The organism is Blastochloris tepida (assembly GCF_003966715.1).
In the GTDB taxonomy this organism is placed as follows: domain Bacteria; phylum Pseudomonadota; class Alphaproteobacteria; order Rhizobiales; family Xanthobacteraceae; genus Blastochloris; species Blastochloris tepida.
This window is the reverse complement of the sequence record NZ_AP018907.1, coordinates 3,596,083-3,610,899: the sequence shown is the minus strand read 5'-3', so window position 1 is coordinate 3,610,899 and position 14,817 is coordinate 3,596,083. Positions and strand designations below refer to the sequence as shown.

At 69.8% G+C, this 14,817-nt stretch carries 16 protein-coding genes; 13 read left to right on the top strand and 3 right to left on the bottom strand.

The genetic code is table 11. The features are described from left to right. Positions 1-16: 16 nt before the first annotated feature. Positions 17-304 (top strand): DUF2312 domain-containing protein, encoded by a 288-nt coding sequence (locus tag BLTE_RS16345; protein WP_126401686.1) that lies wholly within the window; start codon positions 17-19, stop codon positions 302-304. A gap of 470 nt (positions 305-774) precedes the next feature. Here the strand turns inward: BLTE_RS16345 and mtaB are convergent, their stop codons facing one another. After that, positions 775-2,037 (bottom strand): tRNA (N(6)-L-threonylcarbamoyladenosine(37)-C(2))-methylthiotransferase MtaB, encoded by a 1,263-nt coding sequence (gene mtaB / locus BLTE_RS16340; protein WP_126401685.1) that lies wholly within the window; start codon positions 2,035-2,037, stop codon positions 775-777. After that, positions 2,037-2,900: a diaminopimelate epimerase gene (gene dapF, locus BLTE_RS16335; protein ID WP_126401684.1), complete on the bottom strand. Its 864-nt coding sequence runs from the start codon at positions 2,898-2,900 to the stop codon at positions 2,037-2,039. The genes mtaB and dapF overlap by 1 nt, the downstream gene beginning before the upstream one ends. Positions 2,901-3,100: 200 nt before the next feature. On the opposite strand from dapF, the gene BLTE_RS16330 reads away from it, so the two are divergent. The 6 genes from BLTE_RS16330 to BLTE_RS16305 all read left to right on the top strand — a co-directional run bounded on the left by BLTE_RS16330 (position 3,101) and on the right by BLTE_RS16305 (position 8,201). Further along, positions 3,101-3,730, top strand: a complete 630-nt coding sequence (locus tag BLTE_RS16330; protein WP_160140649.1) for a GyrI-like domain-containing protein — start codon at positions 3,101-3,103, stop codon at positions 3,728-3,730. 285 nt (positions 3,731-4,015) lie between these two features. Next, complete coding sequence (locus BLTE_RS16325; RefSeq protein ID WP_126401682.1) at positions 4,016-4,486, top strand: tellurite resistance TerB family protein; 471 nt, start codon at positions 4,016-4,018, stop codon at positions 4,484-4,486. Between the two features lie 268 nt (positions 4,487-4,754). Next, positions 4,755-5,561, top strand: a complete 807-nt coding sequence (locus tag BLTE_RS16320) for an SDR family NAD(P)-dependent oxidoreductase (RefSeq protein ID WP_126401681.1) — start codon at positions 4,755-4,757, stop codon at positions 5,559-5,561. 387 nt (positions 5,562-5,948) lie between these two features. Continuing rightward, positions 5,949-6,347, top strand: a complete 399-nt coding sequence (locus BLTE_RS16315; RefSeq protein WP_126401680.1) for a DUF190 domain-containing protein — start codon at positions 5,949-5,951, stop codon at positions 6,345-6,347. A 39-nt stretch (positions 6,348-6,386) separates the two neighbouring features. Then, on the top strand, positions 6,387-6,770 hold the full coding sequence (gene crcB / locus BLTE_RS16310) for a fluoride efflux transporter CrcB (protein WP_126401679.1): 384 nt from the start codon (positions 6,387-6,389) through the stop codon (positions 6,768-6,770). Positions 6,771-7,034: 264 nt separating this feature from the next. Then, the gene (locus BLTE_RS16305; RefSeq protein ID WP_160140648.1) at positions 7,035-8,201 is read left to right on the top strand and encodes an SbmA/BacA-like family transporter; all 1,167 of its coding nucleotides are present in this window, start codon (positions 7,035-7,037) and stop codon (positions 8,199-8,201) included. Between the two features lie 9 nt (positions 8,202-8,210). On the opposite strand, the gene BLTE_RS16300 is transcribed toward BLTE_RS16305, so the two are convergent. Continuing rightward, positions 8,211-9,548 (bottom strand): GH1 family beta-glucosidase, encoded by a 1,338-nt coding sequence (locus tag BLTE_RS16300; protein WP_126401677.1) that lies wholly within the window; start codon positions 9,546-9,548, stop codon positions 8,211-8,213. A gap of 92 nt (positions 9,549-9,640) precedes the next feature. On the opposite strand from BLTE_RS16300, the gene BLTE_RS16295 reads away from it, so the two are divergent. The 6 genes from BLTE_RS16295 to rlmH all read left to right on the top strand — a co-directional run bounded on the left by BLTE_RS16295 (position 9,641) and on the right by rlmH (position 14,813). After that, a complete protein-coding gene (locus BLTE_RS16295; protein ID WP_126401676.1) occupies positions 9,641-11,023 on the top strand; it encodes an agarase in 1,383 nt (460 codons plus the stop codon). 308 nt (positions 11,024-11,331) lie between these two features. Then, positions 11,332-11,637, top strand: coding sequence for a DUF2790 domain-containing protein (locus BLTE_RS16290; RefSeq protein WP_126401675.1), 306 nt, complete (start codon positions 11,332-11,334; stop codon positions 11,635-11,637). Positions 11,638-11,922: 285 nt separating this feature from the next. Next, positions 11,923-13,203: a glutamate-5-semialdehyde dehydrogenase gene (locus tag BLTE_RS16285; protein WP_126402263.1), complete on the top strand. Its 1,281-nt coding sequence runs from the start codon at positions 11,923-11,925 to the stop codon at positions 13,201-13,203. Next, positions 13,184-13,813: a nicotinate-nucleotide adenylyltransferase gene (locus BLTE_RS16280; protein ID WP_126401674.1), complete on the top strand. Its 630-nt coding sequence runs from the start codon at positions 13,184-13,186 to the stop codon at positions 13,811-13,813. Before BLTE_RS16285 ends, BLTE_RS16280 begins: the two co-directional genes overlap by 20 nt. A 98-nt stretch (positions 13,814-13,911) precedes the next feature. Beyond that, positions 13,912-14,313: a ribosome silencing factor gene (gene rsfS, locus BLTE_RS16275; protein ID WP_126401673.1), complete on the top strand. Its 402-nt coding sequence runs from the start codon at positions 13,912-13,914 to the stop codon at positions 14,311-14,313. A gap of 17 nt (positions 14,314-14,330) precedes the next feature. Then, positions 14,331-14,813 carry a 23S rRNA (pseudouridine(1915)-N(3))-methyltransferase RlmH gene (rlmH, locus tag BLTE_RS16270; RefSeq protein WP_126401672.1) on the top strand — a complete coding sequence of 161 codons (483 nt, stop codon included), beginning with the start codon at positions 14,331-14,333 and terminating at the stop codon, positions 14,811-14,813. Positions 14,814-14,817 lie beyond the last annotated feature (4 nt).

Genomic DNA, 14,817 nt, shown 5'->3' with positions numbered 1-14,817 from the left:
GAAAGAGGGACCATCGATGGCCACATCCAGACTCAAGAAGACCGATATCGAAGACGAAGCCACCAATTTCGCCAAGGACCAGCTCAAGGCCATCGTCGAGCGGATCGAGCGGCTGGAGGAAGAGAAGAAGGCGATCGCCGACGACATCAAGGACGTGTTCGCCGAGGCCAAGGCCAACGGCTTCGACGTCAAGGCGCTGAAGACCATCCTCAAACTGCGCAAGCAGGACCGCGACGAGCGCCAGGAGCACGAGGCGATCGTCGAGCTCTACATGACCGCGCTCGGCATGATCCAGGGCGAGTGATATCCGCGGCCTTTGCCGACACCCCGCTTTTGCGTTGGTCGGGCTTCGGCGGGATCGAATCGGAACCGTCGCCGGCCGAGGGGTGCGCGACCCTCTCCCACAAGGGGCTACGGTATTCATGGATCCGATTCTGTGCTGAGCCATCAATGGCTTAATGGACAGGCTGCGGATGTCTCATCGAGAACGCGGTGGATCGGCAGTTACCGGGGGCCGCAGGATTGAACTCGTCATGCCCGCGCTTGTCGCGGGCATCCACGTCTTGAAAACCTATTTTAAAACAAAGACGTGGATGGCCGGGACAAGCCCGGCCATGACGACGGCGGGCTTGTGCCAGACGCCGCAGGCGCAAGTCACGCCGAAAGAGATCGCGTCTCGGCTCGATCTCTCTCGGCCCAGGCGATTCAGATCCGTGAATGCCGTAGCCCACACGGGGAGAGGGAAGAGAGCCGACCCGCTCGGACTCGTAGTTCCTATCCGCCGATCAGCCGCTTGCCGTCATGGCCGGCGATCGTCACCTCGACCAGCGCGCCGGGCTCGGCCGGCGCGGCAAGCTGGACCTGGGTGAATTGCGGCGTGCGGCCGAGCCCGTCGGATTCGACCAGCACCGCGTGGCGGGCGCCGATCTGGCTCTCCAGATGCCGCGTCAGCAGCGCCTCGCCCTTGGCTCTCAGCCGCGCCGCCCGCGCCTTCACCGTCTCGCGCTCGACCAAGGGCATGCGCGCCGCCGGGGTGCCGGCGCGGGGTGAGAACGGGAAGACGTGGAGGAAGGTCAGGCCGCAGTCCTCGACATGGCGAAGCGTGTTCTCGGCCATCTCGTCGGTCTCGGTCGGAAATCCCGCGATCAGATCGGCGCCGAACACCATGTCGGGCCGCAAGGACCGCAGCAGGTCGCAGAACGCCACGGCGTCGGCGGCGCGGTGGCGGCGCTTCATGCGCTTCAGCACCATGTCGTCGCCGGCCTGCAGCGAGAGGTGCAGATGCGGCATCAGCCGCGCCTCGTTGGCCAGCGCATCGACCAGATCGCGGTCGGCCTCGACCGAATCGATCGACGACAGTCGCAGCCGCTTCAGCTCCGGCACGTGCTTCAGGATGGCCTTGACCAGCGTGCCGAGCTTCGGCGCGCCGGGCAGGTCCGCGCCATAGGAGGTGAGGTCGACGCCGGTCAGCACCACCTCGGCATGGCCGGTCTCGACCAGATGGCGCACCGCCGCCACCGCCTCGCCCATCGCCACCGAGCGCGAGGCGCCGCGGCCATACGGGATGATGCAGAAGGTGCAGCGGTGGTCGCAGCCGTTCTGCACCTGGACAAACGCCCTTGTGCGGCCATCCAGCCCGTCGATCAGATGGGCGGCGGTCTCCTTCACCGCGAAGATATCGTTGACCGCCACCTTCTCGGTCTCGCCCGCGCCGAGATCGAGCGCGGAGCGGGTGGCGGCCCACGCATCGGCGGCCGTCTTGTCGCCATTGCCGATAACCCGCGCCACCTCGGGCATATCGGCGAAGGTCTCGGGCTCGGTCTGGGCGGCGCAGCCGGTGACGACGATGCGGGCGTCCGGATTCTCGCGCTTGAGCCGGCGGATCGACTGGCGGGCCTGACGCACCGCCTCGGCCGTCACCGCGCAGGTGTTGACGATGACGGCGTCCTTCAGCCCGGCCTCGTCGGCAGCGCGGCGCATCGCCTCCGATTCCACGGTGTTGAGCCGGCAGCCGAAGGTGACGATTTCGACAGACATCAGGCTGCCGCCTCGAACCAGTGCGGATTGAGCCGGCCCGCAAACTCGTGCTCGACCGGGCCGGTCATCAGCACGTGGTCGTCCTTCTCGCGCCAGTCGATATGGAGGTCGCCGCCGGGCAGCGTCACGGTGGCCGCGCGGCCGGTGCGCCGGGTGCGGGCGGCGGCCACCACCGCCGCGCAGGCCGCCGAGCCGCAGGCCAGCGTCAGGCCGGTGCCGCGTTCCCAGACCCGCAGGCGGATATGGCCGCGGTCGATCACCTGGGCGAGCGAGATGTTGGCCCGCTCGGGAAAGATCGGGTGGTTCTCGAGCAGCGGCCCGATGCGGGCGAGGTCATAGGCCGCGACATCCTCGACCCAGAAGATGGCGTGCGGGTTGCCCATATTGACCACCGCCGGCGAATGCAGGATCGGCGCGTCGATCGGCCCGATCTGCAGCTCGATCGCGCGGGTGTCGGCGAACGGCTCGGCCAGCGGGATCTCGTCCCACTTGAGGCGCGGCGGCCCCATGTCGACGGTGATCAGCCCGCCCTCGGCCCGCGTCACCGGCAAAAGGCCGGCGCGGGTCTCGAACAGCAGCGCGTCCTTGCCGGTTTCGGCGAACAGGACGTCTGCGATGCAGCGGGTGCCGTTGCCGCAGGCCCCCGATTCGGAGCCGTCCTGGTTGAAGATCCGCACATAGGCGTCGGTGCCCGGCGTGCGGGCGGGCAGCAGCACCATCATCTGGTCGAACGGCACGCGGGCGGCCACCGCCCGCACCTCGCCGGCCGGGATCTCGACGCGCTCGGCGCGCAGATCGACGACGACGATGGCATTGCCGGCGCCGTTCATCTTGAAAAAGGGGCGATCAGCCAGGACGGCCACGACGAACCTCGGGGTGACGCGCGATGTTTCTATATGGCGGATGATGGCGGGCTTTGCGAGTCGCCGCCGCGGCCTCGGCCTCGATGCGGCAAGGCCCTGATGCGGCAAGGACCCTGGCGCGGAAAGACCCTGGCGCGCGCCGAGCACATGACGCGCCATCCGGGCATGGTAATGTTGATCATGATGCGGGGGATATCGTCATGAAATCATCTGTGCCGGCCGTGCTTGCCGCGCTTGTGCTGGGCACGGCGCCCGTTCTTGCCGAAACGCCGCCTTCTGCGCCGCCATCCGCGCCAATGGAGGCCGGGCAGCCGGCCGCGCCGCCGCCGCAGGCCAACGAACTGCCCGCCCAGCCGGGCGATCCGTTCGGCGAGGAGGTGGAGTTCGCCGAGCGGCGGATCCTGTCGATCAAGGGCGGCGCGGGCTGGGAGAACGGCTTCGAGGCGCTGCGGCAGGCCTTCGAGACGGTGCAGGCCGGGCTCGCCGAGCGCAAGCTCACCGCCGACGGCAAGCCGGTCGTGGTCTATCTGCGCGCCGACGATGCCGGCTTCGATTTCGAGGCCGGCATCCCGGTCGCCGGCGCGCCGGAGACGGCGGACGCCCCGGCCGATGACCGGCTCGGCATCCGCAGGACGCCGTCCGGCCGGGCGGTGCGCTTCACCCATCGCGGCGCGTTCGACACCATGGATCGAACCTATGATGCGATGACCAATCTCCTCGACGAAAAGCGCCTCGACGTGGGAGAGGTCTATGTCGAAGAATACCAGACCGATCCGCTGACCACGCCGCAGGACCAGCTTCGGGTTTTCATCTACGTGTTCCCGAAGTGAGGGAGCCTGTTTCCGAAGTGAGCGAGCTTGCCCGCGGCGAGGGCGGCTTGCGGGCGCGGAGCGGGCCGGCGGCAACGCTGGCACGAACGGGGTCCGTGAAACCCGGCCGGCAGGGCCGGATGTCACCCCCGGTTGCCGGGAACCCTTCGGTCGAGCAGGGGTTTCCGGCGGGGTGCGGTGCCGGAGGCCGCGAGGCGGCCTTCCGGAGTTCGATGTTTTCACGTCATCACGGCGCGGTCCCGGCAGGGCTGGCGGCGAGCTGACCAACCGGCAGGGAGCGGCGCGATGTTGCGGTCATTGGTGCGTCTGGTCGGCCAGCTGGCCGGCGAGGCGGCGGACCCCCAGGAGTTTTCGGATTCCGACTACCGGCTGGCGGCGACGGCGCTGCTGGTCCACCTCGTCTCGGTCGACGGCGACATGAACGCGGCCGAGCGCCAGCGCCTCGCCGAGGTGCTGCGCCAGCGCTTCAGCCTCGACGCCGACGCCACCGCCCGGCTGATCGCCGCAGCGATCGACAAGGACCGCGAGGCCGTCGATCTCTACGCCTTCACCTCGGTGCTCAACCGCGCGCTCGACGACGAGGAGCGCCGCCGCGTGGTCGAGATGATGTGGGAGGTGGTCTATGCCGACGGGCGGGTCGACGAGCTGGAGGACAATGTCGTCTGGCGCGCCGCCGACCTGCTGAACGTGCCCTCGCGCGACCGCATCGCCCTCAAGCGGGCGGTCGCCGAGGCCGAGGCGCCGAGCGAGGATTGAAGCATTCTCCGCAAAAGCGGGAACCGGTTTTGCGAAAGAGAATGCGACAACTCAAGAACTTAGGGCATCCGCGGGGCAGGGCTCTCGCTGCCGGACCGCCAAGCCCCGCCGCCAACGGACCTTCGACAATGCCGCCGGGGATCGTCGGGCGATCCCCGAGGACGCGATACCCAGGCGCGCACCCCAGCAGGCGGTATGATACGGTGTTTCGCCGAGAGGGCCGAATCTCATAGGCTGCGCGGCGGAGCGGGCGACGGGGGAGCGGGCCATGCAGCGACAGCCGGTGGTGCTGGTAACGGGCGCCTCGACGGGAATCGGCGCCGCGCTGGCCCGCATTTTCGCCGCCGAGGGCCACCGTCTGGCGTTGGTGGCGCGTTCGGAGGCCGGGCTGGTGGCGCTCGCCGACGCCATCGAGAACACCGGCAAGCCGCGGCCGCTGGTGCTGCCCTATGACCTGACCCGCGCCGAGAGTTCCGGGCTGCTGTCGACCCAGCTCACCGCCAAGGGCTTCGAGCCGGCGATCGTGGTCAACAATGCCGGCTTCGGCCTGGTCGGGCAGGCCGGCACGCTCGACCGTGCCGAGCAGCTGCGGATGATCGACCTCAATGTCCGCGCCCTCACCGACCTCACGCTGCGCTTCCTGCCCAGCGTGGTGCGCCACAAGGGCGGCGTGCTCAACGTCGCCTCGGTGGCCGGCTTCCTGCCGGGGCCGGGCATGGCGGTCTATTACGCCACCAAGGCCTATGTGATCTCCTTCACCGAGGCGCTGGCGCAGGAGCTCGCCGGCAGCGGCGCCACCGCCACCGCGCTGTGCCCCGGGCCGGTGCCGACCGGCTTCCAGGACCGCGCCGGCATGTCGCTGGCCGAGATGCCGAAATTCATGATGCTGTCGGCCGAGGAGGTGGCGCGCGCCGGCTATCGCGGCTTCACCGCGGGACGGCGGCTGGTGGTGCCGGGCTTCGGCAACAAGGTGGCCTCGCTCGCCAAGTTCCTGCCGCGCCAGCTCGTGCTGCCGTCCCTGCAGCGCATGCAGCGCCGCCGCACCACGCCGTCGCGCTCGTTCGCCAGATCCTGAACGCCGGATCCCGAACACCGGATCCTGAACGACGGATCCTGAGCGTTGGATCTTGGCCGCGCATCCGGCCCGCACCCGCCGCCCGATTGCATCCTGCGAACAGCGATTTGCAGTCTGCGACGCCGGACGCAGCGGTATCCGGCCGCGGGCCGATATATAGGGGCCAGCTCTGCGATCTTCTCTATTGATTGTGGGCGCCCATCTGGCAAACCGCTTGCTGAACATGTGGCATGGTCGGCATTGGGTCTCGCGTAGCCGACCACCTCGGATGGCGAAGCCTCGGCAACGACCCCTGCCGGGCTTCGCTTCTCCGCGTTCGGTCTCCCACGATGCTATGATGCGGTTTCGCCTGCGGCCGCCATTCCGCTGCGGGCGGGAGGCTTGGCCATGACCCAGGACACTACCCAGATCACCACCAGCCACACCGCGCAAATCCCGCAAGATGCCATGCTGCTGCGCATCTTCTTCGGGGAGAACGACCGGTTTGGCCACCAGCCGCTGCATGAGGCGATCGTGCTGAAGGCGCGCGAGGCCCGCCTTGCCGGCGCCACCGTGCTGCGCGGGCCGATGGGTTTCGGCCAGTCGAGCTGCCTTCACACCGCCAAGATCCTGCGTCTGTCGTTCGACCTGCCGATGATCGTCGAGATCGTCGACACCGAAGAGAAGATCCGGGCGTTCCTGCCGACGCTCGACGCGATGATGCCGAGCGGCCTGATCACGTTGGAGAAGGTGCAGGTGCTGCAATATGGCCGGGACGGGCTGAAGGAGCGCGCCGGGCTGGCCTGACGCCCCTTGCGTGCACGAATTCGGAGTGGGTCGGACGGAATGGAGTGGGTTCTGGTGGCGGTCGGCGGCGCGCTGGGCAGCGTGGCGCGCTATTGGTGCTCCGGCCTGGCGGCGCGGCTGGTCGGCGAAAGCTTCCCTTGGGGCACGCTGCTGGTCAATGTCGTGGGCTCCTTCGCCATCGGCCTCTTCGCCGCCTTCGCTTTGCCCGAGGGCCGGCTCTATCTGCCGGCCAGCGTCCGCCTGTTCCTGATGTTCGGCATCTGCGGCGGCTTCACCACCTTCTCCTCGTTCAGCCTGCAGACGCTGAACCTGCTGCGCGAGGGTGAATTCCTGTGGGCCGGTACCTATATCGGCCTGTCGGTGCTGCTGTGTCTGGCCGCCACCTGGGCCGGGCTGGCGTTGGGGCTGCTCGCCACCCGCTGAAAGCGCGTCGCAGACCGGCCGGACCGAACCCGTCGGACGGGCCACCGGCGCATCCGGTTTGATACGGTTTCCGGTTGATCCCTTCGGGATACCGGAAACGATCTCGCCGAAAGATCCTTGATCCGGAAGGGATTTTTCGGCGACGAGCATACGGCTCGAAGGCTTGATCAGCCGGAAACCGTATAACGCTGCCATTGGCGAATCCGTTACCCACCCGCGGAGAGAATGCTCTAGGGTCACGCGCCGTTTTCGAGTCGCATGCAGATGTCCGCCCCTCCCGCCGAAACCTGGGCCGAGCGCAAGATTCTCGCCGCCCGCTTCTGGCGCACCGCTCTGTGTTTCTGGCGCGGCCGACGCGCCTGGGTGGCGTGGAGCCTGTGCGCGGCGCTTGTGGTGCTGGTGCTGGCCCAGCTTGGCGTGCAGATCCTGCTCAATTTCTGGAACGGCGCCTTCTTCGACGCGCTGGAGCGGCGCGACGCCGAGGCGGTGCTGTTCCAGGCCAAGCTGTTCGTGCCGCTGGTGGCGCTGTCGGTGACGCTGTCCGCCATGGCGGTCTGGGGCCGCATGACGATGCAGCGCAACTGGCGCGCGGCGGTGACCCGCCATGTCGTCGGCTACTGGCTGTCGGACAACCGCTTCCAGCGCATCGGCCACGTCAATTCCGGCTCGGAGAACCCCGAATACCGCATCGCCGAGGACATTCGCCTTGCCACCGACGCCCCGGTCGATCTGGTGATGGCGATGGTCGCCTCGGTGCTGACCGCCCTCACCTTCTTCGGCGTGCTGTGGAGCGTCGGCGGCTCGCTCGACCTCAAGCTGTTCGGCACGACCTGGACCATTCCGGCCTATCTGGTGATCGCGGTGATCATCTATTCCACCGTCTTCACCTCGGTGATGGTGGTGGTCGGCCGCAAGCTGCCGCGGGTCATCGAGCAGAAGAACCAGGCCGAGGCCCGCTTCCGCGCCGCCGCCGACCTGCTGCGCGGCCAGAGCGGGGCGGGCCTCGAGGCCGACCCGTGCGAGCGGCGCGCCATCTGGACCGGCATCATCGGGGCGCTGCGCCGCTGGCGCGAGCTGGCTTGGCAGCTCACCCAGACCACGCTGGTGCAGCAGTCGAACGTGCTGCTGGCGCCGGTGGTCGGCTGGCTGCTGTGCGTGCCGAAATATCTCTACGGCACCATGACGCTGGGCGAGCTGACCCAGGCGGCCGCCGCCTTCGTCACCGTGCAGGCCGCCTTCAACTGGCTGGTGGACAATTACAACCGGCTCGCCGACTGGCGCTCCTCCGCCCACCGCGTCGCCACGCTGTTGATCGCCATCGACGCCGCGGGACCGCCCGGCGGCGAGTTGGACAACGGCTTCAACGAGGCCGGCGGCGAGAAGGAGACTGGCGGCAGCGAGGGCAATGGCGCCCCCGCCAATGGCGGCTGAGGGCGCGCTTCACCCCCTCGCCGCGCGGATCAGGTCCGCGAACCAGCGGAACGAGGTCTTGGGCGTGCGCTTGAGCGTCGCATAGTCGATATGGACAATGCCGAAGCGCGAGGCGTAGCCGGCGCCCCACTCGAAATTGTCGACCAGCGACCACACGAAATAGCCGCGGATGTCGGCGCCCTCGGCGATCGCCGCCCGCATCGCCCCGAGATAGGCGTCGAGATAGGCGATGCGCTCGGGGTCGTGCACCGCGCCGGCCGCATCGGGCGCGTCGTGGCCGCCCATGCCGTTCTCGGTGACATAGACCGGCAGGCGGTATTTGGCCGCCGCCTCGACCAGCACGCCGCGGAAGGCGTCGGGCACGATCGGCCAATCGATCGGCGTCTTGGGCGTGCCCGCCGGCGCCGGCCCGAAACCGTAGCCGAGCGGCGACCACGGCGCCGCCTGACAATAATTCGGCGAATAGTGGTTGAGGCCGAAGAAATCGACCGGCCGGCAGATCCGCGCCATGTCGCCGGCGGCGACGAGCGGCTCCATGTCCTCGGCGATCAGCGCCGGGTAGCTGCCGAGAATCTGCGGATCGGGGAAGGCGTCGTTCCAGTGGGCGCCGAACAGCGCCGCCGCCTTGGCATCGGCCTCCGAGTCGGAGGCCGGGATGCACTGCTGGCGACTGTGGACGCAGCCGATCGAAGCCCCGGCAACGTGCGCCCGCACCACGTCCACCGCCGCGCCGTGGGCGAGGTTGACGTGGTGGGTCGCCCGCCGCAGCGCCATCGGACCCGACACGCCCGGCGCGCTGTCGCCCAGGCCATAGCCGAACAGCGTGAACACCGAGGGCTCGTTGATCGTCACCCAGCGCTTGACCCGGTCGCCATAGCGCCGCGCCACCACCGTGGCGTAGTCGGCGAACCAGCCGGCGCTGTCGCGGGTGAGCCAGCCGCCGCGGTCGGCGAGCGACTGCGGCAGATCCCAATGATAGAGGCACAGCCACGGCTCGATGCCGGCCTCCAGCACCGCGTCGATCAGCCGGTCGTAGAAGGCGAGCCCCGGCTCGTTCACCGCGCCGCGCCCGTGCGGCAGGATGCGCGGCCACGCCACCGAGAAGCGGTAGGCGGCGATTCCCAGCTCGCGCATCAGCGCGATGTCCTCGGGATAGCGGTGGTAGTGGTCGCAGGCGACGTCGCCGGTGTCGCGGTTGGCCACCTTGCCGGCGGCGCAGAACGTGTCCCACACGCTCATGCCCCGTCCGTCCTCGCGCGCCGCACCCTCGATCTGGAAGGCGGCGGTCGAGGTGCCCCAGATGAAGTCGCGCGGCACCGGATGGTGGACGTCGGCCCTCAGCGTCATGGTGACCTCCCGTTTCGGCATCGCTCCCGGCGAAGCCGCCACTCTATACCCACGGCCGGCGGCTTGAAGCCGAGCTTCAGAACGGACTTGAAATGACCGAGACCTTCACCACAGCCCCGACTCGCTGGGGCGGCCGGCGCGATGGCCGCGTCGCCGCGACCGGCTTCTTTGGCACGGCCTGCCTCGACGGCGTGTGGTGGCTGGTCGACCCCGAAGGCGGCCTCGTGCTGTCGAAGGGCGTGAACAATGTGCGGATCGACCCCGACCGCGCCGGCAATACCGAGCGTGTCCCCTATGCCGAGGCCTGCCTGGAGAAGTATGGCAGCGCCGAGGCTTGGCGGGCGGCGGCGGCGGCGCGGCTCGCCGCCTGGGGCCTCAATACCGTCGGCGCATGGTCCGACGAGGCGGTGGCCGCGTCCGGCCCCGCCCCCTTGGCGCTGACGCCGCTGCTCGATCTCGGCCAGAAGTTCGCCTTCAGCTTTGCCGGTCCGGCGCTGCCGTGGGGCGACGCCTTCCCCGACGTGTTCGACCCCGGCTTCGAGCCCTTCGCGCGCCGGCGCGCCGAGGCGCTGTGCGGCCCGCGCCGCGACGACCCCTCCGTGCTCGGCTGGTTCGCCGACAACGAGCTGCGCTGGGGGCCGGACTGGCGCGGCCGCGACGAGCTCTTGACGCTCTTCCTCAACCTGCCGCCGGAGCGCCCCGGCCGGCGGGCGGCGGTGGCGCACCTGCGCCGCCGCTATCCCGACTTCGCCGGCTTCGACGCCATCTGGCGCACCCGTCTGAACGGGTTCGAGGCGCTGGAGACCCGCACCGCGCCGGTCGAGCAGCCCTATCCGCGCCCGGCGATCTACGACCGCGACCCCGCGCACGAGGCGCGGCTGAACCGGCTCGACCCCGACCGCGCGGCGTTCGTCGCCGACTGCGATGCGTTCTCGGCCGAGATCGCCCGGCGCTATTTCGCGATCACCACCGCCGTGCTGCGCGCCGTGGCACCCAACCATCTGGCGCTCGGCTGCCGCTTCCACTTCCCGCCGCAGGCCGAGGTGATCGCCGAGGCCGGCCGCCACCTCGATGTGGTGTCGTTCAACTGCTACGTCGCCGATCCGGTCGCGGCGATCGCCACCTATGCCCCGGCCGGCCGGCCGCTCCTGATCGGCGAATTCTCGGTGCGCGGCGACGATGCCGGCCTGCCCAACACCCGCGGCGCGTCGCCGCGGGTGGCGACCCAGGCCGAGCGCGCCGCAATGCTGCGCCGCTTCGTGACCGCGGCCGTCCAGCAGCCGGCGCTGGTCGGCTATCACTGGTTCGAGCACGCCGACCAGCCGGCCGAGGGCCGCCCCGACGGCGAGAACTCGAACTACGGCACCGTCACCATCCGCGACGAGGTCTATGCCGAGCTCACCGCCGCCCTGACCGGGATCAATCGGGAAGCCGACGCACTCCACCGGGCGGCGCAGCCGCCGCTCGTCGCCTGAGATGGCCGACACGGACGGCGCGGGCAAGGACGGGCAAGTGCGTCCGCATTGTGGCAGAAGCTCGTCAGTAAACGTAGCAAAATTTCAGAATGCGATACGTTTAGCAAAGTCGCGGTCGCAACGGTGAGCGTTGTCACAAAGCATTGAAGAGTGAATGCCTGCAGCCGCGGAACGTCCCGGCTGCTCGTTCATTTATTCACCATCGCTGACAGATAAAGGCTCGGCTCTGTCAAGTCTCAGCCATTCGTCAGCAGCGAGTATCAGCGTCGGATTCAATATTCGATCACGCTGTTCAATGGAGAACCCCCATGAAAAAGTTCCTTCTCGGGATGGCGACGGTTCTGGCACTGTCGAGCGCCGCCTGGGCGGAGGGCGGCGAGTTGCGGGCGCTCGATCTGCCGGGCGAGCCGCCGGGCGCCGGCGCGACGCGCCCCGATCCGGGCGATCTCGATCCGCCGACCGGGCCGATCAACAGGCCGTATCAATATGGCCCGGTCGGTTCGGGCTCGCTCTACTGGCCGGACAACGCGCCGCATTCGATGCAGTACGCGCCGATGCCGCGCGAACGCTTCCCGGGTGACCGGCCGCCGCGCGGCTGGACGCCGGGCTACTGAACTGACGTCGTGTGAGGACGGGTTCCGCGATCCCGAAGGGACCGTAAGGAAACCGTCTGACGCGATAACCAAGCACCCCACAGGTCCGTCAGTCGAATGTGGGACGGCCGGGCGAGCCCGCCAGATGGGGGCTCGCCCGGTGCGTTTCGGGCGTGATTCCTCCCGCCGGTGCGCCTGCCCTCCCGCTGACTCGCGGCGCGTGCTAGGACAGCGGCCCCGCCGGCCTATGCTGGCCGAGGACGACGGATCCCAGCCATGACTGCCCCTGCCAACACCGCGCCCACCATGACCGCAGCGGCCGCCCGCGCCGATCTCGATGGCCTGATGCTCGACATCGGCGCCCGCGCCCGCGCCGCCGCCAAGATCCTGGCGCTGGCGCCGGCCGCGCAGAAGGATGCGGCGCTTCGCGCCATGGCCCAGGCGCTGCGTGCCGCCACCCCGGACATTCTCGCCGCCAATGCCGAGGACATGGCCCAGGCGCGGGCGAACGGCACCACGGGCTCGTTCCTCGACCGGCTGGAGCTGACGCCGGCCCGCATCGAGGCGATGGCGGCCGGGCTCGACGTGGTGGCGGGGCTGCCCGATCCCATCGGCAGCGTGCTCGCCGCCTGGACCCGCCCCAACGGGCTCGCCTTCGAGCGGGTGCGGGTGCCGATCGGCGTGATCGGCGTGATCTATGAGAGCCGGCCGAACGTGACGGCCGATGCCGGCGCGCTGTGCCTCAAGGCCGGCAATGCCGCGATCCTGCGCGGCGGCTCGGAGAGCTTCCGCTCGGCGGCGGCGATCCACCGCGCGCTGGCGCAGGGGCTCGAGGAGGCCGGCCTTCCCGCCGACGCCATCCAGATCGTTCCCACCCGCGACCGCGCCGCGGTCGGCGCCATGCTCGCCGGCCTCGGCGGCGCGATCGACGTCATCGTGCCGCGCGGCGGCAAGGGGCTGGTGGCGCGGGTGCAGGCGGAGGCGCGCGTGCCGGTGTTCGCCCACCTCGAAGGGATCTGCCACGTCTATGTCCACGCCGCGGCCGACCTCGACATCGCGAAGACGGTGGTGCTGAACGCCAAGATGCGCCGCACCGGCATCTGCGGCGCCGCCGAGACGCTGCTGGTCGACCGCGCCGTCGTCGCCACCCACCTCAAGCCGCTGATCGCCATGCTGCTGGAGGCCGGCTGTGCCGTGCGCGGCGACGAGACGGTGCAGGCGGTCGATCCGCGGGTGACGCCGGCCACTGAGGCCGACTGGTCGACCGAGTATCTCGACGCCATCATCTCGGCCAAGGTGGTGGACGGGCTCGACGCCGCCATCGCCCATATCGAGCGCTACGGCTCCCACCACACCGATGCCATCCTCACCGAGGACGCGGCGGCGGCCGAGCGCTTCCTGGCCGAGGTCGATTCGGCGATCGTGCTGGTCAACGCCTCGACCCAGTTCGCCGATGGCGGCGAGTTCGGCTTCGGCGCCGAGATCGGCATCGCCACCGGCAAGCTGCACGCCCGCGGCCCGGTCGGCGTCGAGCAGCTCACCAGCTTCAAGTACAAAGTGCGCGGGCATGGCCAGACCCGGGCTTGATCGGCCCGTCCGCCTGCCGCCGCACGCGCCGGGCCTGACGATCGGCCTGTTCGGCGGCTCGTTCGACCCGCCCCACGCCGCCCACCGCGCCGTGAGCCTGCTGGCGATGAAGCGGCTGGGGCTCGACCGGGTGTGGTGGCTGGTGACGCCCGGCAACCCACTGAAGGACACCGCCGGCCTGCCGCCGCTCGACGCCCGGATGGCCGCCGCCCGGCGGCTGGCCCGGCATCCGCGCATCGACGTCACCGGCTTCGAGGCAGCAATCGGCACCCGCTATTCCTACGACACCATCGCTTGGCTGGTACGGCGCTGCCCCGGCGTGCGTTTCGTCTGGATCATCGGCGCCGACAATCTCGGCAGCTTCCACCGCTGGCAGCGCTGGCGTGCCATCGCCCGGCTGGTGCCGATCGCGGTAGTGGACCGCGGCGGCAGCCGCGCCCCGACCGCTGCGCCCGCCGCCGTCGCCCTGGCGCGCTGGCGGCTGCCCGAGGCGCAGGCAAGCCGCCTGCCGCGCACCGCGCCGCCGGCCTGGGTGTTCCTGCACGGGCTGAAGTCGCCGCTGTCCTCGACCGCGCTGCGGCGGCGGGCAACGCAGGAAGCGGCCGCATGACACCTATTGATACCGCTGGGGCGAATGCCGTATTGTGCGCGCGTGCCGAGCGTTCGGTACGGCAGTGAACGAGGTAAGGATCCCTGTCCACCCAGACCCTGTCCGCGGTCTCGGACGTTGTCCCGACCGCCGCGATCTCCACGGCGCGTCCCGCTCCTGAGGAGATCCTCGCGCTGGTGCTCGCCCGCCTCGACGACGACAAGGCGGAAGACACCGTCACCATTGATCTGGCCGGCAAGACGACGATTGCCGACTGGATGGTGGTCAGCTCAGGCCGCTCGCAACGGCATGTCGGCGCCATTGCCGAACACATCCTCGAACATCTCAAGAGCCACGGCGTGCAGGGCGTGAAGGTCGAAGGCCTGCCGCACTGCGACTGGGTGCTGATCGACACGGGCGATGTCATCGTCCATGTCTTCCGGCCCGAGGTACGTGGCTTCTACAATATCGAGAAGATGTGGTCGGGCGTGCGCCCGGACAGCCGCACCCGCGCCTCCTGACCGGCGTCCGAACGGCCGTGCGGCTGCTCACTCTGGCCGTCGGCCGTCTCAAGGCAGGCCCGGAACGCGACCTGGAGGCGCGATATCTCGATCGCGCCCGCGGGATGGGCCGTGCGCTGGGCCTCGCGCCGGTCGAGCTTGGCGAGATCGCCGAGAGTGCCGCCCGCCGGCCCGACGCCCGCAAGACCGACGAAGCCGGCCGCCTCGCCGCGGCGATGCCGGGCGGGTGCGCGCTGATCGCGCTCGACGAGCGCGGCAGATCCCTCACCAGCCCGGCCTTCGCCGACCATATCGCCCGCGAGCGCGACGGCGGGCGCAGCGATCTCGTCTTCGTCATCGGCGGCCCGGACGGCATGGCCGACGAGCTTCGCGCCCGCGCCGGCCTCGTCCTGTCGTTCGGGGCGATGACCTGGCCGCACCAGATGGTGCGCATCCTGCTGGCCGAGCAGGTCTACCGGGCGATGACCCTGCTGGCCGGCCACCCCTATCACCGCGCCTAGAACA